At 63.6% G+C, this 21,576-nt stretch carries 19 protein-coding genes and 2 pseudogenes; 16 read left to right on the top strand and 5 right to left on the bottom strand.

Annotation, left to right across the window (positions count from 1 at the left end):
- Window positions 1–57: 57 nt before the first annotated feature.
- On the top strand, window positions 58–894 hold the full coding sequence (locus tag A9K68_RS26910) for an amidohydrolase (protein WP_065007096.1): 837 nt from the start codon (window positions 58–60) through the stop codon (window positions 892–894).
- A 20-nt stretch (window positions 895–914) separates the two neighbouring features.
- On the opposite strand, the gene A9K68_RS26905 is transcribed toward A9K68_RS26910, so the two are convergent.
- The 3 genes and pseudogenes from A9K68_RS26905 to A9K68_RS26895 form a co-directional block, all read right to left on the bottom strand.
- A complete protein-coding gene (locus A9K68_RS26905) occupies window positions 915–2,039 on the bottom strand; it encodes an extracellular solute-binding protein (RefSeq protein ID WP_203546936.1) in 1,125 nt (374 codons plus the stop codon).
- 20 nt (window positions 2,040–2,059) lie between these two features.
- Window positions 2,060–3,219, bottom strand: a pseudogene (locus A9K68_RS26900) (CaiB/BaiF CoA-transferase family protein).
- A 3-nt stretch (window positions 3,220–3,222) separates the two neighbouring features.
- A pseudogene (locus tag A9K68_RS26895) lies at window positions 3,223–3,342 on the bottom strand (amine oxidase); the annotation flags it as partial.
- A 138-nt stretch (window positions 3,343–3,480) separates the two neighbouring features.
- Between A9K68_RS26895 and A9K68_RS26890 the strand changes: the two are divergent.
- The 10 genes from A9K68_RS26890 to A9K68_RS26850 all read left to right on the top strand — a co-directional run bounded on the left by A9K68_RS26890 (window position 3,481) and on the right by A9K68_RS26850 (window position 13,448).
- Complete coding sequence (locus A9K68_RS26890) at window positions 3,481–4,431, top strand: lactonase family protein (RefSeq protein WP_246811242.1); 951 nt, start codon at window positions 3,481–3,483, stop codon at window positions 4,429–4,431.
- Entirely contained in the window at window positions 4,398–4,577 is a 180-nt protein-coding gene (locus tag A9K68_RS31940; RefSeq protein WP_246811241.1) for a beta-propeller fold lactonase family protein, read from the top strand. The genes A9K68_RS26890 and A9K68_RS31940 overlap by 34 nt, the downstream gene beginning before the upstream one ends.
- 135 nt (window positions 4,578–4,712) lie before the next feature.
- Window positions 4,713–6,197: a peptidase S10 gene (locus A9K68_RS26885; RefSeq protein ID WP_246811435.1), complete on the top strand. Its 1,485-nt coding sequence runs from the start codon at window positions 4,713–4,715 to the stop codon at window positions 6,195–6,197.
- Window positions 6,198–6,279: 82 nt separating this feature from the next.
- Window positions 6,280–6,861 (top strand): DUF1349 domain-containing protein, encoded by a 582-nt coding sequence (locus tag A9K68_RS26880; protein WP_065007099.1) that lies wholly within the window; start codon window positions 6,280–6,282, stop codon window positions 6,859–6,861.
- 72 nt (window positions 6,862–6,933) lie between these two features.
- On the top strand, window positions 6,934–7,152 hold the full coding sequence (locus A9K68_RS31935) for a TOBE domain-containing protein (RefSeq protein WP_287092629.1): 219 nt from the start codon (window positions 6,934–6,936) through the stop codon (window positions 7,150–7,152).
- Window positions 7,153–7,210: 58 nt separating this feature from the next.
- The gene (locus A9K68_RS26870) at window positions 7,211–9,889 is read left to right on the top strand and encodes an AAA family ATPase (protein ID WP_065007100.1); all 2,679 of its coding nucleotides are present in this window, start codon (window positions 7,211–7,213) and stop codon (window positions 9,887–9,889) included.
- A gap of 148 nt (window positions 9,890–10,037) precedes the next feature.
- On the top strand, window positions 10,038–10,418 hold the full coding sequence (locus A9K68_RS26865; protein ID WP_065007101.1) for a hypothetical protein: 381 nt from the start codon (window positions 10,038–10,040) through the stop codon (window positions 10,416–10,418).
- A 116-nt stretch (window positions 10,419–10,534) separates the two neighbouring features.
- Window positions 10,535–11,407: a hypothetical protein gene (locus A9K68_RS26860; protein WP_156768229.1), complete on the top strand. Its 873-nt coding sequence runs from the start codon at window positions 10,535–10,537 to the stop codon at window positions 11,405–11,407.
- A 98-nt stretch (window positions 11,408–11,505) separates the two neighbouring features.
- A complete protein-coding gene (locus A9K68_RS26855) occupies window positions 11,506–12,216 on the top strand; it encodes an SDR family NAD(P)-dependent oxidoreductase (RefSeq protein ID WP_065007103.1) in 711 nt (236 codons plus the stop codon).
- A gap of 212 nt (window positions 12,217–12,428) precedes the next feature.
- On the top strand, window positions 12,429–13,448 hold the full coding sequence (locus A9K68_RS26850) for an isopenicillin N synthase family oxygenase (protein ID WP_065007104.1): 1,020 nt from the start codon (window positions 12,429–12,431) through the stop codon (window positions 13,446–13,448).
- Between the two features lie 240 nt (window positions 13,449–13,688).
- Here A9K68_RS26850 and A9K68_RS26845 read toward each other — a convergent pair whose 3' ends face one another.
- Entirely contained in the window at window positions 13,689–14,489 is an 801-nt protein-coding gene (locus A9K68_RS26845) for an IclR family transcriptional regulator (RefSeq protein WP_065007105.1), read from the bottom strand.
- Window positions 14,490–14,729: 240 nt separating this feature from the next.
- Between A9K68_RS26845 and A9K68_RS26840 the strand changes: the two genes are divergently transcribed.
- Genes A9K68_RS26840 through A9K68_RS26825 form a run of 4 tightly spaced genes read left to right on the top strand, consistent with a single transcriptional unit; the run spans window position 14,730 to window position 19,240 of the window.
- Window positions 14,730–15,782 (top strand): substrate-binding domain-containing protein, encoded by a 1,053-nt coding sequence (locus A9K68_RS26840; RefSeq protein ID WP_065007106.1) that lies wholly within the window; start codon window positions 14,730–14,732, stop codon window positions 15,780–15,782.
- 19 nt (window positions 15,783–15,801) lie between these two features.
- Window positions 15,802–17,310: a sugar ABC transporter ATP-binding protein gene (locus tag A9K68_RS26835; RefSeq protein WP_065007107.1), complete on the top strand. Its 1,509-nt coding sequence runs from the start codon at window positions 15,802–15,804 to the stop codon at window positions 17,308–17,310.
- Window positions 17,307–18,272: an ABC transporter permease gene (locus tag A9K68_RS26830; RefSeq protein WP_065007108.1), complete on the top strand. Its 966-nt coding sequence runs from the start codon at window positions 17,307–17,309 to the stop codon at window positions 18,270–18,272. Before A9K68_RS26835 ends, A9K68_RS26830 begins: the two co-directional genes overlap by 4 nt.
- The gene (locus A9K68_RS26825) at window positions 18,269–19,240 is read left to right on the top strand and encodes an ABC transporter permease (RefSeq protein WP_065007109.1); all 972 of its coding nucleotides are present in this window, start codon (window positions 18,269–18,271) and stop codon (window positions 19,238–19,240) included. The genes A9K68_RS26830 and A9K68_RS26825 overlap by 4 nt, the downstream gene beginning before the upstream one ends.
- Here the strand turns inward: A9K68_RS26825 and A9K68_RS26820 are convergent.
- Window positions 19,214–19,999 carry an amidohydrolase family protein gene (locus A9K68_RS26820; protein WP_246811240.1) on the bottom strand — a complete coding sequence of 262 codons (786 nt, stop codon included), beginning with the start codon at window positions 19,997–19,999 and terminating at the stop codon, window positions 19,214–19,216. The genes A9K68_RS26825 and A9K68_RS26820 overlap by 27 nt on opposite strands.
- Window positions 20,000–20,228: 229 nt before the next feature.
- Here A9K68_RS26820 and A9K68_RS26815 point away from each other — a divergent pair, with 229 nt between their 5' ends.
- Window positions 20,229–21,548, top strand: a complete 1,320-nt coding sequence (locus A9K68_RS26815; RefSeq protein ID WP_065007110.1) for an alanine racemase — start codon at window positions 20,229–20,231, stop codon at window positions 21,546–21,548.
- The last annotated feature ends 28 nt before the right edge of the window (window positions 21,549–21,576 follow it).

Raw genomic sequence — 21,576 nt, 5'->3', positions numbered from 1 at the left:
GAATGAACAATTTCTGCGTGAGATGATTTTGAAACGCCGAAGGAGGAGAGCGCCGTCATGATCTTCGATACCCATCTGCACCTGATCGACCAGTCGGCGCTGCGCTACCCCTGGCTTTCCGGCGTGCCGGCGCTCAACCGCGATTTTTCCCACGACGAATATGCAGTCCAGGCTCGCCGCGCCGGCATAGAGGGCGCGTTGCACATGGAAGTCGATGTCGATCCAGCCGACATCGAAACCGAGACCAGCCATGTGAAAGCGCTGTCACATCAGAAGGACAGTTTGCTGCGCGGGGCGATCGCCTCCTGCCGTCCGGAAGAGCCTGGCTTTGCCGCCTATATCGAGCGCCAGCGCGCCGATCCCTTCGTCAAGGGGTTTCGCCGTGTGCTCCACGTCATGCCGGACGAGCTTTCGGAAGGCGCGCTGTTTCGGGAAAACATCAAACGGCTTGCCGGCACGCAATTGACCTTCGATCTCGTCGTCCTGCCGCACCAAATCCCCAAGGCGATTGCACTCGTCGATCTTGCGCCGGACGTGCAGTTCGTGCTCGACCATTGCGGCGTGCCCGACATCAAGGGCAGCAGTGAGCATCCCTGGCGCGAGCATATGGCGGAGGTTGCGCGCCGCCCAAACGTCGTCGGCAAAATTTCCGGTGTGGTCGCCTATGCGGACACTGGATCGTGGACTGTCGAAACGCTGCGTTCCTATGTGGAGCACACCATCGAATGCTTCGGCTGGGACCGCGTCGTGTGGGGCAGCGACTGGCCGGTCTGCACGCTTGGTGGCGGGCTTGCGACCTGGGTGGCGGCGACGCACGCGCTGCTTGCCGGTGCAAGCATCGATGAACGGCAAAAGCTGCTCTCCGGCAATGCGAAGCGGCTTTGGCGTTTGTAGAGAAGTAAGCGAACTCTGCCTCAGCTCAGCGCCGGGTGCCGGGGACTCTCCACAAACAGGCGATTGAGATCGGCGACGACGCGGCCGGCATCGTGCTTCTCGGTCAGGCCGAGATTGATGCGATCGGACGCGGCCTGCTGGAATGTCATGTAGCCATCATGGCGTGGCCTGACCCAGGCACCCTCGAGCGTGGCGCGGGTGTCCATGTAGAAATTACCGGTGGCTGCGTTGACGGCTGCATCGTCCCAAGCTGCGGCATGGCCGGGCTGGCCGCCGGCCGACGCATAGGGGCCGCGCTGCACCTCGCCGCTGGCGATCCAGTAGGCAAAGTCGATGGCCGCCTGCGTCGCCTTCGAAAAGGCCGACACGGCAATGCCGGTCCCGCCGAGCGCCGAGCCGACCGGACCGGCATGGCCCGCAGCCGGGATGTCCGCAAAGGCAAGGCGGTTGGGCCGAAATCCGGCAATGGCATAGGAGACATAGCCGTAGATCAGTGGCGCGCAGGCGATCCGCGAGCCGGAGCTGGCCATCTCCTCCAGGACGTCGATCGGGTCCATGCCGAGGCAGGCCGGATCGGCGAGAGCCGCGACCTCGCGCATCATCTCGAAAACGCGGCTGCCCGTGTCAGGATTTACGTGGGCGCCAGGCTCTTCGACGGCGGGCCGGCCGAGATTGCCGGCAAGCGTGTAGAACACCATCACCGAATGCGGCGGCCTGAGCGGCAGCAGCACGCGGCCTTGCCGCGCCAGATCGAGCACGTCGGACCGGTTAGCCGGCGCGGCGGAAAGCATATCAGGCCGCCACGCCTGCACCTGGCTCGCCGTATCGATCGGAAACGCCCACTGCCGGCCCTGCCAGTTGTAGCTCGGATAGGACCGGCCGACGCTGCCCGCCGCCAGCGCTGCGCGCTCCGCTTCGCGGCCCGCGACGTCGAGCGGCACCAAACAGTTCTCGGCGGTGATCTGGCCGACATGCGGATGATCGATGACGATCAGATCGTAGGCACGGGCCAGTTCCTCGACCGGAAAGGATTCGAAATCCTGCAGCGAGCGCTTGTCCCATTCTATGGTGACGCCGGTGCGCTGCTTCCACAGCGCCGAACAGGCGATCATCGGGTCGTAGCCGCGCGGATGGGTCCAGGTCATGCCTTTGAGCATCACGTCGCTCACAATCCGAACTCCTTGCGGATCTTTGCGCTGTGCTCGCCGATGCGCGGCGCGGCGCGCTCGACCTTGGCGCGGACGCCATCGACCCTGAGCGGCGAGCGCGTGGTGAGGATCGAGACGTCATCCTAGCGCGTCACCGTATGCAGCATTTCGAGCACCTGGAAGCCTTCGCTGGCCATCATTTCCGGCCAGGTCAGCACCTTGGCGCACCAGATGTCGGCTGGCTCGAGGATGGCAAGCCATTCGTCGACCGACTTCGTCGCGATTTTTTGCGCGATGATCGCCTTGATCTCGCGCGGGCGGTGAACCAGGTCGACGGCTGATCGCGATAGGGCGCAAGCTCTTCGAGCTCCAGCAGATCGGCGAGCTTCGGGACCGGCGTCATGGCAATCGCCAGATAGCCGTCCTTGGCCGGATAGACGCCGTAAGGCGCCGACAGATAGGCATGGGCGCTGCGGTAGGCCGATCGCCGCGGCAGGCGGCGTCCGTCATTGAGATGCGTGGTCAGCACCTCGAACTGGAAGTCGACCAGCGCTTCGAGCAGGCTGGTCTCGACATGGCTGCCCGTGCCGGTCACGCCGCGCCGCACCAGTGCGGCAAGGATGCCTTGCGCGGCGGCGGAGCCTGCCAGCATGTCGGCAATCGCCAGGCCGAAGGGCACCGGTCCCTGGTCCTCGTCGCCGTTCAGCCACATCACGCCGGAGCGAGCTTGCGCAAGCAGATCCTGCCCTGGCCGCTTGACCCACGGGCCTTCCTCGCCATAGCCGCTGATCGAGGCATAGACCAGGCGCGGATTGATCTTGCGCACCGCCTCAAAGTCCAGGCCCAGGCGCTCGATGACGCCGGGCCGGAAATTCTGGATCAGCACGTCGGCCTTGGCCAGCAGGCCGCGCAGCGCCGCAAGGTCAACCTCCTCCTTGAGGTCGATGGCAAAGCTTTCCTTGGCGCGGTTGATGGCGTGGAAGATTGTAGAGTCGCCGCCGATCTCGGTGTCGCTGAGATAAAGCCGGCGCGACAGGTCACCGCCATCCGGCCGCTCGATCTTGATGACGCGGGCGCCGAGGTCGAGCAGCCGCAGCGAGCAGTAGGGTCCGGACAGGAACTGGCTCATGTCGACGACGACGAGCCCGGTCAGCGGCAATTCGGCAGTGGCGGCCATCGCCTATTTCTCCGTCTTCCCGGCGAAATCGGCCGGATTGCTGTACTTCACCGTCTGCAGGTGCTCGCAATAAAGCACAAGCTCTCCTTCACCCTTGAAGACTTCATAGCTGGCGCGGATCAGCGAATTGCATGACCGGTCCTCCCGTCAATCTTCTTATATGAATAGTATTTTCACATATGGGATTATGTTGCAAGCGAGTCTCGGCGAAATTTTGCGGCGATCCGTGGCGGCTAACGCCGGCGGAACAAGGGAGGATTTATGCGGAATGCCTGTCTGGTCTTTGTCGGCAGCCTCAACCGCGAGGCGCCTTATTTTCAGGGGGCGCGCGGCGTCGGGCTGGGTGTCTACAGCTTCGACGAAGAGACGCTGGAGACGAGGAAACTGACTGAGACGGGTGACATCGACCATCCGACTTTCCTGTCGGTGACGCCGGACGGCTCCCACATCTACGCCAACTCCGAAGTGTTCACCTGGCGCGAGGGCGTGGTCTCGGCCTACCGCTTCGACAGGCAAACCGCCGCGCTTTCCTACATCAACAAGCAGCCGACCATCGGCAGCATCACGGCGCACAACCCCATCACGCGCGACGGGACGAGGCTGCTGGTCGCCAATTACGGCATGGGCGAGGGCGGCCCCGATCGTTCGGTCGTGGTTTACGGGTTGCGCGAGGATGGCGGCCTGACCGCGCCGTTGTCGAGCGTCGCCCACGAGGGAAACGGGCCTGACACAGCTCGTCAGGAACGCCCCCATGCTCACCGCGTCACCGAGACGATTGCCGGCGGCGTGGCAATCGTCGCCGATCTCGGCATCGATCGGCTTGTCTCGTACCGCATCGGGCCTGATGGCAGTCTGACCAGACTGGCGGAGCAGGCGCTTGCGCCCGGCGCCGGCCCGCGCCATGTGGCGCTGCATCCGGGCGGGCGCTTCGTGTTCGTCATGAACGAACTGGATTCAACGATCGTGTCGCTTGCGCTCGACAATCTGCCAGGAAGGCTCTCGGTCATCGACACGAAACCGGCCGTGCCGGCGGCGGCGCGCGACGGCAATCATTGCGCCGACATCCAGATCTCGCCCGACGGCCGCTTCCTCTACAGTTCCAACCGCGGCCATGTCAGCGTTGCGGTGTTTTCGGTTGACCAGGAAACAGGCACGCTTGCGCTCGTCGACTATGCGCCGTGCGGGGGCGCTACGCCGCGCATCTGGCACTGACACCCTCGGGCCGCCACCTCTTCTCCGCCAACCAGAACGCCGACCGCATCTCGATTTTCGCGCGCGACGCGGCCATGGGGCGGCTGGCCGACACCGGGCGATCCATCGATATCGGCACGCCAATGTGCGTGAAGATCGTGCCTTGAAAGCCATCGGTCTCGTTCCAGCAGCTAAGGGCTGCACGATCCTGTGATTTCGGCTGAGCCATCAGCGTGATAGCTTCCAGTTGTTTCCGCTGCGGAGTCGTCATGCGTACCAAGCTGCTAGAATTCAACCTTGCTATGTTGCTGCTGGCTGGCGGCCTTCCAGCCGGCCATGCGCAAGTGGCCGAGCGGCCGTCGCCTTCGGGTGGAGTTCTGTCTCTCCTCCCGCTTCCCCAGATCTCTGATCATTCGATCGTGATCGCGGGACGTACGCTGAACTATCAGGCAAAGGCCGGCACTCTCTCGTTGCTATCCGGTAAGGGCGACGTCACGGCGGAAATTTTTCATGTCGCCTACACGCTACGTCCCGAGCCAAGCCGGGAACCTGACCCCCGGCGTCCCGTTACGTTCGTATTCAATGGAGGTCCAGGAGCGGCTTCCGCCTATCTGCATCTCGGCGCGCTCGGTCCCCGCGTGATGGCGACGGCGGATAATGGAAGTTTTCTCCCATCGCCGCAGAGGCTTTTGGACAACCCGAACACATGGCTCGACATGACCGACCTGGTCTTTGTCGACCCCGTCGGAACGGGTTACAGCCGCGAAGCACCCGGGACGGAGGCGCGCAGCTTCTGGGGCGTCAACCAGGACGCCGCCTCGATGGGCGCCTTTATTCGCTTCTATCTGGCACAGGCGGGCCGCACGGCGTCACCGGTGTTTCTTGCTGGCGAAAGCTATGGCGGGTTTCGGGCTGCACTGCTCGCCAAGACGCTTCAGGATGATATCGGCGTCAGTCCTCGCGGCATCGTGCTCATCTCGCCGGCGCTCGAATTCACGCTCGTGCGCCCAGACGAGTTCCAGCCGCTCCACTGGGCGCTTGAGCTCCCGTCGCTGGCGGCGGTGCGCCTGCGCAGCGAAGGCGTCACCGGTTCCGAGCTGCACGAGCGGTTGGCCGATGTCGAACGCTATGCCCTCGGCGACTATCTTGTCGCGCTTGCCAGCGGGCTGGAACAGGGTGGGCGCCTGGCGAGCCCGCGCGTGGCCGAAATCACCGGCCTGCCGCTCGAACTCGTCAAACGAAACTTTGCACGCATTCCCACCGAACTCTTCGCCAAGGAGTTTGCGCGGGCAAGGGGCAATGTTCTCAGCGCCTATGACGGCACGATCGAAACGGCGGACATCGCCCCGGAAAGTCCAAGGCCTCGCGGTCCTGATCCGGTCCTCGACCGAAGCGTGCCGGTGCTCACTTCCGCCTTTGTCAGCTATGTGCGTGAGGAATTGAAATTCCGCACCGATATAAGCTACCGGCTTCTCAACCGTGAAGTCAGCGGCAATTGGGATTACGGGACGAGCCCGACGCGTCAGGGCTATGTCGGCGTGATGGATGACCTTCAGCAGGCGCGAGCGCTGAACCCCGGCCTCGGCGTTTTGATCGTCAACGGCTACACCGACCTGGTGACACCCTATTTGGCATCCCGCTACCTTGTCGGCCAGATTCCTTCACTTCCTGGCGCAAAGCCGATCCGCATTGACCTACTGGAAGGCGGCCACATGATGTATTTCAGGCCAGAGAGCCGGCGCGCGCTGAGAGAGGCCGCGTCCGAGCTTTACCAAATGCCGAAATGAAACGTCGAACCCGCGTACAAAGGTCCAGATGAGGGCGTAGCCTCGACGGATAACGCAACACGAACCGGAGAGGCGAGCAACGATGACATCTCAGGATGCAGAACTGACTTGGCTCAACCCGCCACCGCATCATGCTTTCGGCGACAGCTCCGTGCATGTGCGGACCGGCAAGGAGACTGATTTCTGGCGCGAGACGTTTTATGGCTTCTGGCGCGACAATGGCCACTTCCTCTACCGGCAGGTCGAGGGCGATTTCAGCGCCGAAGTCACTGTCAAGGGAGACTACAAGGTGCTCTATGATCAGGCCGGTTTGATGGTCCGGCTGAGCGAGACGCACTGGGTCAAGGCCGGCATCGAGTTCACCGACGGGCTGGCATATTTTTCCGTCGTCGTCACCAATGATGCTTCCGACTGGTCGTTGGTCAGCATCCCGGCTGGTCCGGACGGCGTCACGATCCGGCTGACCCGCCACGCCGAGACCATCCGTGTTCAGTACCTTGATGCCTCCGACCATCACTGGAAGCCGGTGCGGCTCGCCTACTTCCCGCCCTCGAAAACAGTCGATATCGGCATGATGTGCTGTTCGCCACAACGCGAAGGTTTCGAAGTCACATTCAGCGATTTTTCGGTCGGCCCGGCGATCTCGCGGGAGCTCCATGACTGATGCGTCCCGCCACCGGTTCGGGGGCTCCGCTTTCGCAGCAGCATCGTTCCCGCCAGCGAATTAGGCGGCAAGGTGATCGTCTCAATCCGACCGGAATCCTTCCGCTTCAACCGGGACAACGACACCACGCAATCGGCGGTGGGACGGGTCGAGGATGTCATCTTCATCGGCAGCAGGTCTTTCTACACTATCTGCCTGGCCGACGGCGTTCGCGCCGTCGGCAGCCATCGACGATGCGATCGAAGACGAAATAGACGAAAGCCGTCATTCCAATCAATCCGCGTGAAATGACGTTGTTGCACTCGAGGCTTACTGCTGTACCTTCAAGGTTAAGGAGGCGTGAGCTTTTATGCTGCTTGAGCGAGAGGGGCCGCTTGGAACTTTGCTGGCCAGCGCCGAGAGAGCTGCGGCCGGACACGGCGGGACCGTGCTGGTGGACGGCGAAGCGGGCGTCGGCAAGACTTCCCTCCTGCGCGAATTCGCGGAAAACGCGGACAGGAATTACCGGATACTGTGGGGCTGGTGCGAGGCGCTCTTCACACCGCGCCCGCTCGGTCCTCTTCAGGACATGGCGCACCTGCTAGACCCCCGCGTGGCGGAGCTGCTCGAGGAGACCGCGGCGCCGGAGCGGCTTTTTCCGGCGTTGTTGAATGCGCTTCAGCACACCAAGGGCACGACCGTGCTCGTCTTCGAGGACATGCAATGGGCCGACAATGCGACACTTGACCTGGTAAGATACCTCGGTCGCCGCGTCTCCCTGCTTCGCACGATGCTGGTGCTCAGCATGCGCAGAGACGAGATAAGTGCCGATCATCCTCTGACCCACGTGCTCGGCGACCTTCCGTCCGCCTCGGTGAGCCGCGTGACCCTGGAGCCGCTGTCTTCGCAGGCGGTGACGGTGCTGGCCGAGCAGGCCGGCCGCTCCGCCGACGGGCTTTATCGCATTACCGAGGGCAATCCCTTCTTCGTCACCGAACTCCTGTCTAGCAGTGAGGTCGAATCGGGGCGCGTGCCCGATTCCATACGCGATGCGGTCTGGTCGCGCTTGTCGCGCCTGACCCCTGGAGAGCGCGAGGTGCTGGAGGTCATGAGCATCATGCCGGGCAGCGTTGAGCCGTGGCTGATCCGGGCACTTCTCGGGGACGAGACCGAAGTTCTCGTGGATCAGTGCGTGGGACGGGGATTGCTGCGGCGGGATGTTCAAGGCGCGCTGACGTTTCGCCACGAGCTTGCCAGGGAAGCGACGCTCGACCGCCTCGCTCCGTCTTTCCAACGGTCGCTGCATGCGAAAGTCGAAGCGGCACTCTCCGAACTTCCGGCGGCGCAGGCAAGCGCTCTACTTTCGCGACGGGTGCACCATGCCGGCGGCGCCGACAACGGCGAACGCGTCCTGGAACTCGCGCCGCAGGCCGCCGAGCAGGCCGCGCGTCTGGGCGCGCATAGAGAGGCGGCTTCACATCTGGCGACCGCACTCCGATACGTTTCAGAGGCTCCGTCGGCGCTGGCTGCCCAGCTTTGTGAAGACTGGGCCTACGAGGCGGGCCTGTCGCTGTTCGTCTACGATGAAATCATCGAGGCGCGGCATCGCGCCATTGCGATCTGGCGGGAGCTTGGGCGCATCGACAAGGTCGGGGCCAATCTGCGCTGGCTGTCGCGTCTCCACTGGCGCCGCGGAGAGGGTCAGGAGGCGGAAGACTACGCGGATCAGGCAGTGCGTGAAGTGGAGAACCTGCCGCCTGGGCCGGAACTGGCGATGGCCTACAGCACGCGCTCGCAGCTACACATGCTGCATTATCGCTTCAACGAGGCGATCGAATGGGGCGAGCGCGCGATCAGCCTGGCGGACCGGTTGGGTGAGGTCGAGACACGCGTCCACGGCCTGAACAATGTCGGCACAGCGCTGATGTTCGCCGACCGCCCGGGCGGGCGTGAGCGGTTAGAGGAAAGCCTTACCCTGGCGCTCGATCACGGGTTTCACGACCATGCGTCGCGGGCCTATACGAACTTCGCCGAATGCGCGGTAGTGGCCAAGGACTTCGCCTTGGCCGAACGGCTGCTCGCGGAAGGGATTGCGTATTGCGCCAGGCACGACCTCGATTCGGCGGCGCAATACCTGCTCGGCCGGCAGGCACAGCTTCGTACCGAGCAGGGCCGCTTTCGCGAGGCCGAGACGATTGCCCAAGGCGTCATGAATCTGGAACGCCTGCCGATGGTGATGCACCTGCCGGCTCTGACGGAACTCGGCAGGGCGCGGATCCGGCTGGGTGAACCCAGTGGCGCGGCCCTACTGGAGCAGGCGCTCCAGGAGGGTCTGACGACCGGCGAGGCTCAACGCGTCATACCGGTTCGCTTGGCGCTGGCCGAGGCCGCCTGGCTTGCCGAGGAGCCCGGCGCCGGCCACGAGCAGCTGACGGCCCTCACCGAAATGGACCTCGACAATTTCCGTCCCTGGGATGTCGGTGAACTGGCAGTCTGGTGGCAGCGCTGCGGAATGGCGGGATCGCTGCCGGTGCCGGCCGGCCGCATTCCTTTGCCGCAAGCGTTGGAACTCCGCGGCGACCCAATGGCGGCCTCTGCAGAATGGTCCCGCCTGGGTCTTCCCTATGAGTCAGCGCTCGCCCTCATGCAGGTCCGCGGAACCGATGCCGGCGCGGCGCTGGCGCGCGCCGTGGCTACATTCGAGGGCGTCGAAGCGCGCCCCGCGGCAGCGCTGGCGCGAAAGCTGGCGCAGCGCATCGGAGCTGCCAATCAGCTGCCGAAGCAGCGCCGGGGGCCGTACACCGTGGCTAGGCAGCATCCACTGGGCCTGACGAGGCAAGAACAACAGGTACTCACAATGATCGCTCAAGGTTTGGGCAACAAGGAGGCGGCACGGCGTCTGTCGCGCTCGCCGCGGACAATCGAGCACCAGGTTTCCGCCGTGCTCGGCAAATTCAACGCAGCAAACCGGATGGAAATTCTGCTCCGCCTTCGCGGCGAGCCCTGGCTTTTGCCGTCGGCAGTCGCGCTGCAAGTCCGTGAAAACTAGGCAAGCCCGTGAAAAACTAGGAGATCAGCTGCCGGGAAACTAGGTGACCGTACCGATGTGCGCGAATGCCCCCGCGCATAGGTTGCGCTTGTGAGTTTGGAACAGACTGCGAAGCAGTCCATGAGCTCGCCAATCGGAGAGAATAGCAATGATCAGGTCTTCTACCGCATTTGCGACGGTCTTGCTCGCCACCACGAGCGTGGCCGCGGCCTCGGAACTTGCGCCGGGGAACGGCCACAGCATCCATTTCGGCCACGTCAAAGGCGTCGTCTACTACACGGTTGAGCAGGACGGCTACCGGGTCGTTGCGACCCTGGCTTCAGGGGCCGATGCGCAGCCGATGCGTTTCGTCTCCACGCTCGGACCGGGGCAACACATGGTGATCTCCTTGCCTCAAGCCGTCGGCCAGCCATCTCTCGATTTCGAGATCATGCGGGACGGCGCCACGGTTCTCGTGAGCGAGCCCGCTGCCACTCCGATGGCCGATCCGATGGAACAAGCAGCGATCCAGGACGCTCTCGACCGGTGAGCCGGTAATGGGCCGCCGCTCAGCGCGACTGCGGTCTCTTATTGGCCCTGGAGCCTTTCGCCGCATCGCATCTTTCCACTGTCGCCTACACCCTCGTAGCGGTGGGGGACTGGCAGATGGTGACGGCGCTCGCGATCAACGCTGTTTGCTGCATTTCCATCATCCTGCTCGGTTTCATAAGCGCCGTGAGCATCGGAGCCACCGCCGATTGCATGGCGATACCGCTGCATACAAAAACGCGTCGTTCCGACGGGCGCCTAGCGCCTGGAACCGCACGAAAATTAGGTAATTCCCGCAAAAGCAAGAACACGCCCGCGAAAACTGGGGAACCGGCCGCCCAAAAATGGGTGATGGCACCGATTTGCGTACCCGCCGGCACGTATAGAGTTGGGTCGCAGCGTGGAAGACTCTCCCAAGATCATTCACGCCTTCCTGATCCGAAGGAAGAGGGCAGTGGGGTGAGGCACAGGAGGCCGCCGACGGCGTCGAAATTGCGCGCCGTCGGCGGGTGCGCGCGCCGATCCTTCAAGTCGGTAGCGCCGCCCTCTGCGATCCACGCAAAGATCAGGAGGGTGCCGTTCGAATTCGCCCTAATCCCGCAGCAGATCGAACATCAGTTTGAAGAAGCGGTCCGCATCGACCTCCTGCGCGATGCGGGCATCGTCCTTTTCGCTACGCAGGGGCCGTTCACCACACCAGCGGCTGTGCTGCCGCCAAAACCCTCGATGTCACAACAATCCAACCGCACTACTCGATTGCGGCGGATCACGGAGGACCGGATGGCGACGGGACGTTGTCTCTGCGGCCGGCGTGCGCTACGAGATTGCAGGCGAGCTTGCTCAGCCGATCGCCTGTCGCTGCTCAATGCGCGCGCACCAGCGGCAACTTTGCCGTCATGGCGTGCTGCAAGTCGATCCTCGATCGGCCGACCGGCCTTCGTCTCGGCGAACATATTTACGTCGGCTCGAAATCCGATTTTTACGATCTGACGGACGGTCTGCCTCAGAAACACGAGTGGTAGGACCTGAATCGCCAATCCGCCGCACTAGAATCCGTACCATACCAGAATCCGTAAAGGAGAAGCTCCATGACATCAGACGTGGCAGTTATCGCAGGAGCAGGGCTGGGGCTGAGCGCCTCGCTTGCACGTCTTCTCACCAAGGAGGGCTTTCGCGTGGTCCTGGCTGCCCGCAACCTCGGCAAGCTGAGCACGCTGGTCGACGAGACCGGCGCGCTGGCGGTCGAAACGGAGGTTGCCGATGTCGCGTCAGTCGAAAACCTGTTCGACGTCGCCGACAAAGCCGGTCCTCTGTCGCTTGTGGTTTTCAACGCCAGCGGCCGCGCCCGAGGACCGATCGCCGACCTCGATCCCGAATCGGTCAGGCAGGCGTTGCTGGTCGGCGCCTATGGCGGGTTCCTGGTCGGCCAGCAGGCTGCGCGCCGGTTGCTTTCCCGCGGCTCCGGCTCGATCCTGTTCACCGGCGCCACCGCCAGCGTCAAGGGGTTTCCGGGTTCGGCCGGCTTTGCCATGCCAAAGTTCGGCCTGCGCGGACTGGCCCAATCCATGGCCCGCGAACTTGCCCCGAAAAACATCCATGTCGCGCATTTCATCATCGACGGCGTGATCGCGCCGAACGAGCCCGGACAGAATAGGCCGGACAGGCCAGCCGAACCCGACCGGCAGGATCGCCGGCTATCTCCGGACGCGATCGCCGAAACCTATCTCGCAACCCACCGGCAGCATCGCAGCGCCTGGACTTGGGAGCTCGAACTCAGGCCATGGCTCGAGAATTTCTGAGCGTCGGCCGCACTGCAATTCGCCTATATGGTTGCCGTGATGCCTTCGTGCCATGGAATACCCGTTCGGACGTTATTTGCCTGCCGGCCGCCAAACGCAGCGCTGACTTTCTTCCATTGGCGTCGCGATTGGATCGACCATAGCTTTGATCGCAACGACCTGCGTGTCACCGTAAGGCCTGATCCAAGGGTTGAGGCAGGAGGAGGTTGACCATGGCCAAGATTGTACCCGTGCTCGATCTCAGCCGTCTCGAACAGGGCGCGTCGGAGCGTCGGACCTTTCTGTTCGACCTGCGCACGGCGGCCCGCGATGTCGGCTTCTTCTATCTCAGCGGGCATGGAATTTCGGCTGTTGAGATCCACGAGGTGCTCGACGCCTCGCGTCGGTTCTTTGCCTTGCCGGAAGCCGACAAGCTGGCCATCGAAATGGTCAAATCCCCGCAATTCCGCGGCTACACGCGCAGCGGTGGCGAACTGACCAAGGGCAAGGCCGACTGGCGCGAACAGCTCGACATCGGCGTCGAGCGTCGATCCATACCACCGGGGGCGGGCATTCCTGCCTGGACGCGACTGCAAGGGCCGAACCAGTGGCCTTCGGCCCTGCCGGAACTCAAGCCGGCGCTGCTGGCATGGCAGACCAAGGCGACGGCGGTGGCAGTCCGCCTGTTGAATGCCTTTGCGCTGTCGCTCGACCAGGCCGAGGACGCGTTCGATCCGATCTATAGCGGTGAGCCCAACCATCGCATGAAGATCGTGCGCTATCCCGGGCGCGACGCAACCGGGGGCGACCAGGGCGTCGGCGCACACAAGGACGGCGGTTTCCTGACGCTCCTGCTTCAGGACGAGAACAAGGGGCTGCAGGTCGAATATGACGGAAGCTGGGTGAATGTGGATCCGATCCCCGGAACGCTGGTGGTCAACATCGGCGAGCTTCTCGAACTGGCATCGAACGGTTATCTCAGGGCGACGGTGCATCGTGTCGTCACGCCGCCGGCCGGTGTCGAGCGAATTTCCGTTCCTTTCTTCTTCAGCGCCCGGCTCGATGCGACGATCCCGCTGCTGACACTGCCTAAAGAACTGGTTGCCGAGGCGCGCGGACCGGCGAGCGATCCGGACAACCCGCTGTTTCGCGACGCCGGAACCAACGTGCTGAAAAGTCGCCTGCGCTCGCACCCCGACGTGGCGCGCCGATATTATGCCGATCTCCTTGAGACGAGGGCGTCATCTGTCTGAAAACGTCAGAGCAAATAGAACAGGAATTTTCGTCATCCCGCCGGCTTTTGGAATTTTGTTCGTCGCCAACACGCCCAAACAAGCTCAAACAGGTAAACACCGTTCGACGGTTTCCTCCCATTCCGCTGAACCGCGTTCCCCCTCTGAAGGTTGTAACCTTCATTTTGGCCGGGCCGATTCGAGCCCGGCCTTTTTTTCCGCGCTCTCTTGGCGAATGCGTCAGGGCCGATTCTTCAAAAATTAGCTTCCCGCCAACGACAATCCACGGGCGCGTTCGCACAGCAGGGCAAGCAACTCGCTGCGCCGCGTTTCCGCTGTGTCGACTGGCAATACGAAGCAAAGGGTCTTGTTGATGGCGCCGTGGCCGTCGCGGATAGGCGCGGCCATGCACCACGTGAAGCGGTCGGCCAGAGCAGCGGTCTCGCTGAAACCTTGCTGGCGGGCCAGGGCGACATCGCTGAAGAATTCGGCTGGCGCAATGACGCGGCCGTCGGGCAGCTTGTAGTCGCCAGGCGGGATGAAGTCCTTCACCTCTTCCTCACTCATATGGCCAAGCAAGAGCCGCCCGGATGCCGTCCACGGGATCGGCACCTCGACCCCGACATCGCTTGAAATCCGGAAAGGGCCGGAAGAGTCGCGACAATCGAGAACGATGTATTTGTTCCCGCGCAGGCCGCACAGCTGCACGGTCTCGCCTGTCTCAGCGGCCATCTTGTCCAGCGTCTCGATGATGCGTCGGTAGTGGGCGTTGTGATGCGAGTAGGCCCAGCCGAACAGATGCATAGCCCGCCCGAAATAGACGTAGCCTTCCGTCCCGACATTTTCGAGCATTTCGGCTTCGAGCAGGCTGTTGACGATTTCGTAGGTGGTCGAACGCGGTGCGCCGATCATCTTGGCGATGTCGCCAACGCGCATCGGCGCGCGGTATCGTAAAAGCGCTTCCAGCAGCATGATGACGCGGTCGATGCCGCGGCGCCGTTCGCCATTACGCGGCTCGGCGCCGGCTTCCGTTTCGATCAGACCAGTGGCGCTATCGCTCATGTCGGCCGCATCCGCCTACAAATCAATTCGGCCCTCGTCTCAAGACGCTTGAAAGATGTCAAGGCTCAGTCTAGCATCCGATTTGTCCGATATACAGACATGCTGTCTGAAATATCAGACAATAACGAGCCAGGCGCAGAAAATTCTGACGAAAACACAGGCGGTTTCCGGATGCGGCAACCGGCGAGCTTTTTCGTCCGGACCCCGCACGTCCAGGCCTAACCTCAGAAGGGAACAATCATGACGAAATCATCGTTTTTCGCATCCGCCAGCGCCCTTTGCTTCGGTCTCCTCCTGAGCCTCGGCGCCGGCTCGCAGGCCAATGCGGCCGCCAAATGCATCAAGGGCGACCGCAAGGCGCCGTACACGATCGGCTGGGCCAACATTTATTCAGTGCCGACCTGGATGAAGCAGACACAGGGCACTATCGAAGCCGAAGTCGAGGCGTTGAAGAAGCAAGGACTGGTCGACAAGCTTGTGGTGACCGACGCCCAGGGCGACGCCAACGTTCAGATCCAGCAGATCCAGTCGATGATCGATTCCGACGTCGACGCCATCATCCTGATTGCCGGCTCGTCGACCGCGCCGGCGCGTGTGCTGGCGGACGCTTGCGCCAAGGGCATCGCCATCATCAACTTCGATAGCCTCGTCGACACCGACCAGGTGACCGCCAAGGTCAACACCGATTCCGCCCAGTGGGGCGATCAGGCGGCCAAGTTCCTGATCGACGCGATCGGCGGCAAGGGCAAGATTCTGATCCTCAACGGCCCGGCCGGCGTTTCGGTTAGCGACGATCGTCGCAAAGGCGCTGACGCGGCGCTTAAGGCCCATCCTGACGTGACGGTCCTTGCCGAGACCAACACGCCCTACAACGTCGCGCCTGCACAGGAAGCCGTCACCAGCCTGCTGTTCGCCAATTCCGAGATCGACGGAATTCTGTCGCTCGGCGGCGCCTTGTCGGCGGGTGCGGTACTCGCCCTCGACAAGCAGGGCCGCGAACAGGTGCCGATCACCGGCGAGAATGCCCGTCAGTTCCTCGAACTCTGGAAGGAAAAGGACCTCAAGAGCTGGGCGACTATGCAGCCGAACTGGCTCGGCGCCTTCGCCGCCTACACCGCCGTCCAGGCGCTGGAGGGCAAGGATGTCCCGGCTTTCGTCAAGATCCCGCTGCCGGTGATCGACAATTCCAACATCGATCAGTACCTCGGCCGGGCGGCCGATTTTCCGGCCGACGGCTACATCTATTCGCCCTACGACGAGGAACTGTTCAAGAAGCTGCTGGCTGAACAATAAGCCTGAAAGGTCGCAGAAATTGGTGGCCACGGCTCCGCTTCTTGCCGCGCGGGGGGTGTCGAAGTCCTTCTTCGGCAACCCCGTCCTGCGCGACGTGTCCATCGCTCTCCAGCCGGGCCGCGTGCATGCGCTGCTCGGCGAGAACGGCGCCGGAAAGTCGACGCTGATCAACCTCTTGTCCGGTGCCTTGCGCCCGGACGGGGGGGCGATCGAGATCGATGGGCGCCCGGTGTCGCGCATGACTCCCGCCTATGCGCAACAGGCGGGGATCGCGGTTGTCCAGCAGGAACTCAGCCTGACGGCCAGCCTCTCCATTGCCGAGAACATCGGCCTTGGCGCTTATCCGCGCCGGTTCGGTTTGCTCGACTATCCCGAACTCGCCGTGCGGGCCAGGGCAGCATGCGATCTTGTCGGGCTTCACGAACCGCTCTCGATACCGGTCGGACATTTGTCGCTTGGCCGCCGGCAGATGGTGGAGATAGCCAAGGCGCTTTACCGCCGGCCGCGCGTGCTCATTCTCGACGAACCCACTTCGTCGCTTTCGGCGACCGAAACGAAAGTCCTGACGGAGTTGCTGGAGAGGCTGCGCGGCGAGGGCATCGCTATTCTCTACATTTCGCACCGGCTGAACGAAGTCATGGCGCTGTGCCAGCATGTCACTGTCCTGAAGGATGGCACCTGCACGGCGGACCGCACGCTGGAAGGAACCGACGCCAGCGGACTGGTACGGCTGATGGTCGGCCGCGACCCCGGCGACCTCTTTCCGCATTGGCAGCCTTTGGCATCGGCTGCCAGCGCCATCTCGGTTCGCAATTTTTCGGCCGGCCTGATGCGCGATGTCGATCTCGATATCAGGAAGGGCGAGGTGCTCGGCATCGGAGGCCTGGTTGGGCAAGGGCAAGAAGATTTGCTGCTCGGCCTCTACGGTGCCATTCCGGCGAGGACGGCATCCGCGACCGTCAACGGTGCTTCGGGTCTGCCCGCCGGTGTGCCGAAGGCCAACACGCTTGGCCTCGCCTATGTTCCGGCCGACCGCAAGCGCGAAGGCCTGCACCTGATCCATTCCATCATCACCAACATGATGCTGCCCGCTTTCGCAAGACTGCCGGCGCTGAAGCTGCGCAGCCGCCGTGCCGAGCGTGAGACGGCAAGAGGTCTCGCCGTCCAGCTTGCCATCAAGGGTGACCTCGGCCGGCCGGCACAGGCCCTGTCGGGCGGCAACCAGCAGAAGGTCGCGCTGGCGAAATGGATGCCGCACGACCCGCTTGTGCTTCTCCTCAATGACCCGACACGCGGCGTCGATGTCGAGACCAAGCGCGAAATCTATATGATGCTTCGCAACTTCGCCGCCGCCGGCAAGGCGGTCGTGCTGCTCAGTTCCGACACACCCGAACTGGTGCACCTTTGCGACCGCGTCGCGGTGGTCCGGGAGGGCCACATCGTGGCCATGCTCGAGCGCGGCGCACTGAGCGAGGAAGCGATCGTTTCCGCCGCGATGGGCGCCGAACAGCGCAAGGTGGCGGCATGAGTACGGTGGGCTCCTCAAGGCAAACCGGCGCTCTCTACTGGCCGGTTCAGCTGCGCCGCAATGTCGGCGTGCGCGGCCTGTTCGCCGTGGTCATGACATTCCTCGTCGCCTATGGCGTCCTGTTTCCTGGCCTTCTGACCGCTTCCGGCTTCGCCAAATTCACCCAGAGCTGGTTTCCGCTGGCTCTGGTCGCCATGGCTCAGGCGATCCTCATGCTTACCGGCGGCATCAGCCTGGCCATCGGCGCAATGGTCAGCCTGGGCGCCGTCATCGCCGCGACGACGATGACCGGGCCGCTGGGCGTAGCCGGCGGTGCCGCTGCGGTGGCGCTGACCGGCCTCGGCATTGGGGCCGCGACCGGCTTGATTGTCGTAAAACTTCGGTTGCCGGCGATCGTGGTGACGCTCGCCGGCTCCTTCATCATCGGCGGTGCTGCGCTGCTCATCCTGCCGAGGCCCGGCGGCGCCATTCCGGAATGGCTGTCGGACCTGCTTGCCGGCAACACGCCCGCGGCCTTCGTGCTGCTGGTGCTCATCGTCCTTCTGTGGAAGCTCTATCTCGCCACGCCGCTTGGCTTGAGCCTCTATGCCGCCGGTGAGAATCCGGTCGGCGCCTACCGCTCCGGCGTGCCGGTCGACGGTGCCCGGATCGCCGCCTACGCGATCAGCGGTCTGCTTTGCACAGGCGCCGGCCTGTTCGTCGCCGCGCAAACGGGTTCGGGCGATCCGGTCATCGGCACGGCGTTCACGCTGAATTCCATCGCCGCCGCCGTGCTCGGCGGCATCGGTTTCCTCGGCGGGCAAGGCACGATGCGCGGCGCTCTTGCCGGCAGCCTGCTGCTCAGCCTGATGATCAGTGTCATGTTCTTCCTCGGCTTCACGCCGGTCGCCCAGTATGTCGCCCAGGGCCTCATCATCATCGGGGCGGTCGCCATCCCGCAATTCCGCAAGGTGCAGCAATGACAGCATGGAAAGAGACCGTTGGCGGCAGACGCGCCCTGACAATCCTGTGCAGCCGGCCCTTCCTCACGGTCGCCATCGTAGCAGCGGTGTGGATCGCGGCGAGCTTCGCTTCGCGTGGCTTCGGCGCCTATGGCCATTTGCGCTATCTGGTCGAACTGGCCGCGGTCATTGGCTTGGTTGCGGCCGGCCAGACCTTCGTAGTCATCGCCGGCGGCATCGACCTTTCCGTCGCGGCGATCGTCACAGTGAGCGCCGTCAGCCTGCCGCTGCTGTCGTGGCAGGCGGATCCGACCGGGCTCACCGCCGTCCTTGCCGTCCTTGCGTTGACGACGACAATCGGTCTGGTGAACGGGCTGGGCGTGGCGCTGTTGCGCGTTCATCCTATGATCATGACCCTGGCAATGGCGACATTCCTGCAGGGTCTGCTGATCATCATTGCCGGCGGCAGCGCCGTGACCGCCGAAAACCCGCTGGTCCGCTGGCTCGGCAATGCGCGGCCGGCCGGTATTCCCGCAGGCGTGCTCTTGTGGGTGGCCGTCTCCGTGATCGTTCTGGCCGCAATGCATGCCACATCCTTTGGGGCACGGCTCTTCGCCATGGGCGCCAACCCACTCGCCGCGGCACTCTCCGGCGTTCCCGTCGCCTCGACCACCCTGGCGGTCTATGGCATCAGCGGCTTCACTTCAGGGCTCGCGGGCGTGCTGGTGCTCGGCATGAACGGACAGGGCTATGTCGGGATCGGCGATCCCTATCTCCTCGCCTCGATTGCCGCCGTGGTTCTCGGCGGCACCTCGATCCTTGGCGGGCTCGGCACCTATGCCGGCACCATCCCCGGCGCCATCCTGCTGGTCACAATCACGGCTCTGATCACCGTCGTCAACGCATCGCCCGGCTGGCGCAGCATTCTGTTCGGTTCACTGATCCTTGGGCTGCTGCTTCTCTCAGGCAGGGAGCAGGCCCGCCGATGACATACCGTCCAGCCGGTAGATGCGCCTTGCATTGCCGAAGAACAGCGCCGTCTGCTCGTCTGCGGAAAGCTCGCAGGCAATGGCCTTGAAGCTGTCATATACCGCATCGAACGACGCGTGCAGACCGGCCACCGGGAAGTCACTGCCGAACATCGCGCGCCGCGTGCCGAAACAGTCTATGCAATACATGACAACCGGCTTCAGGCTGTCGAGCGTCCAGTCATGATCGTAGGCGACCAGATCCGATATCTTGATGGCGACGTTGTCACACTGGGACAAACGCCGAACTCCTTCGCGCCACGCCCGCATTCCGTCGGAATCGCGATCGATCGGGCTGCCGCAGTGGTTGAGGACAAAGAACTGGTCCGGATAGGCCGCTGCAAGGCGCGCCGAACCGGCGAGCTGGCGCGGAAACACCATCAGATCGAAAACCAGCCGATGGCCGGCAAGCAGGGACAGGCCGGCCCGCCAGCCCGGATCGTCCATGATGCCGTCACGGGCAGCGAAACGGCGGGCAGGGTCAGGATCCCAGCTCAGTATGTCGCGCACGCCGACGACACGGTCGAATGCCGCCTGCGCCTCGACCAGTGCCGGCGCATGGCGGTTCGCCAGCGGGACGTGAACGACGTAGCGGGCGGCCACGCCACGCGACTTGTCGAGCGTTTCAAGCCACCGCGTTTCGCCGACGCAGTCATCCCCGGCCCAACCGGCTTCGACATGGATGGTGGCGACGACATTGTGCCGGCTGGCGTCGCGCAAATAATCCTCTGGAAGATAGTTCGCCGCAAGGGGCCAACCTCGCCCAGGCCGCCGCGTTCGCCAGCCGTTGTAGCGAGCCAGGGGTGCCGGCCGAGGCCGAGATCCCAAAGATGATGGTGGGCATCGATGATCGGTCCGGAGTAAAGCTTTGGCACGCATCTCTCTCTTGCTGTGGCCGGTGGAAATCGATCCGGACTTCATCCTGCGAAGGCGAAAGGACTAGCATCGGATGACCGAAAACTCACCCGTACCGTCGCTCGCGACCCATGAAAAGTTCCTGCTCGATGATTGCATCCGCGGCGTGCCGCCCGGCACCTTCGGGCTGGACAGCAGCCTTGTCGCATCTGAGCGCTGGCACCCGGCTGATGGGCGCATGTCGCTGCCGGTGCTGACCCTCGACGAGGAGGCCTTCATCGCCAATCGTGACCTGTTTCTGCGCTATGCAGGTGAACATGGTGCCATGATCGCGCCGCATGCCAAGACCCCGATGGCGCCGGACCTTGCTCGATCGTTGGTAGAGGCCGGAGCATGGGGCACGACCGTCGCGGATATCAGACAAGCCGCGGTGATGCTCAGGGCCGGCCTCACACGGCTGATCATCGCCAACGAGGTTGGTGGATCAGGCGGTGCGAACCGGCTCGCCGCGCTGGTTGGCGCCTGGCCAAGCGTCGAACTCTTCGTCTTCGCCGACTCTGCCGTCGCCGTGAATGCGCTCGCCGAAGCCTGGCGGTCCAATGCGATGCTGCCGCCGTTGCGCGTGCTCGTCGAACTCGGTGCGGGGAGGGCAGGCGCGCGGACTACTGGCGAAGCTGAGGCGATCACCGATGCAGTTGATGCAGCCGGCGGACGGCTGCTGATTGCCGGTGTCGCAACCTACGAAGGTGCCGCGGCGCAACCCGACTCCGGCCGCGCCGAGGAGGTGATCTCCGACTTGTTGGCGATGACCGCCGACATGTTGCTGCGGCTTCGCGCCCGCGTCGGCGACGCTGCGCCGCTGGTCGTCACGGCCGGCGGCTCGGTGTTCTTCGACAAAGTGGTCGCCGCGCTTTCGTCCGCCGTGTCCAGGGACGGCAATGCGACGCTGGTGTTGCGCAGCGGCGCCATCTTCTTCCACGACCATGGCATCTATGATCGCTCGCTTAGCGCACTCGATGCTCGCAAGGGCTTTGCAGTCGGCGGCGTTGGTGTTTCCGCACGAAACTCGTTTCGTCCGGCTTTGCGCCTATGGGCCGAAGTGCTGTCGCGGCCGGAGTCCGGCCTCGCGATATGCGGCATGGGTATGCGCGACGTGTCGTTCGATCAGGGGTTTCCGATGGTGCTCGCGGTCTTCCGGACCGGCAAGCCGCTGCCGGTACCGCACGCCGAGGTCTTCAAGCTCAACGACCAGCACGCCTTCCTGTCGATTGCACCCAGCGACGACATTGCCGTTGGCGACATCATTGAATTCGGCATCTCCCATCCCTGCACCTGCCTCGATCGCTATCGCGTGATCTTCGGCGTCGACGCGGCCGGCCATGTCCGCCACGCCTTTCCCACCTATTTCGGCTGACCGGATCTTGCGGCGGCCCCAAGAGAAC

It is taken from the genome of Mesorhizobium sp. AA22, assembly GCF_001672375.2.
Classification (GTDB): domain Bacteria; phylum Pseudomonadota; class Alphaproteobacteria; order Rhizobiales; family Rhizobiaceae; genus Mesorhizobium; species Mesorhizobium wenxiniae.
This window is presented reverse-complemented; position numbering and strand designations above follow the sequence as displayed.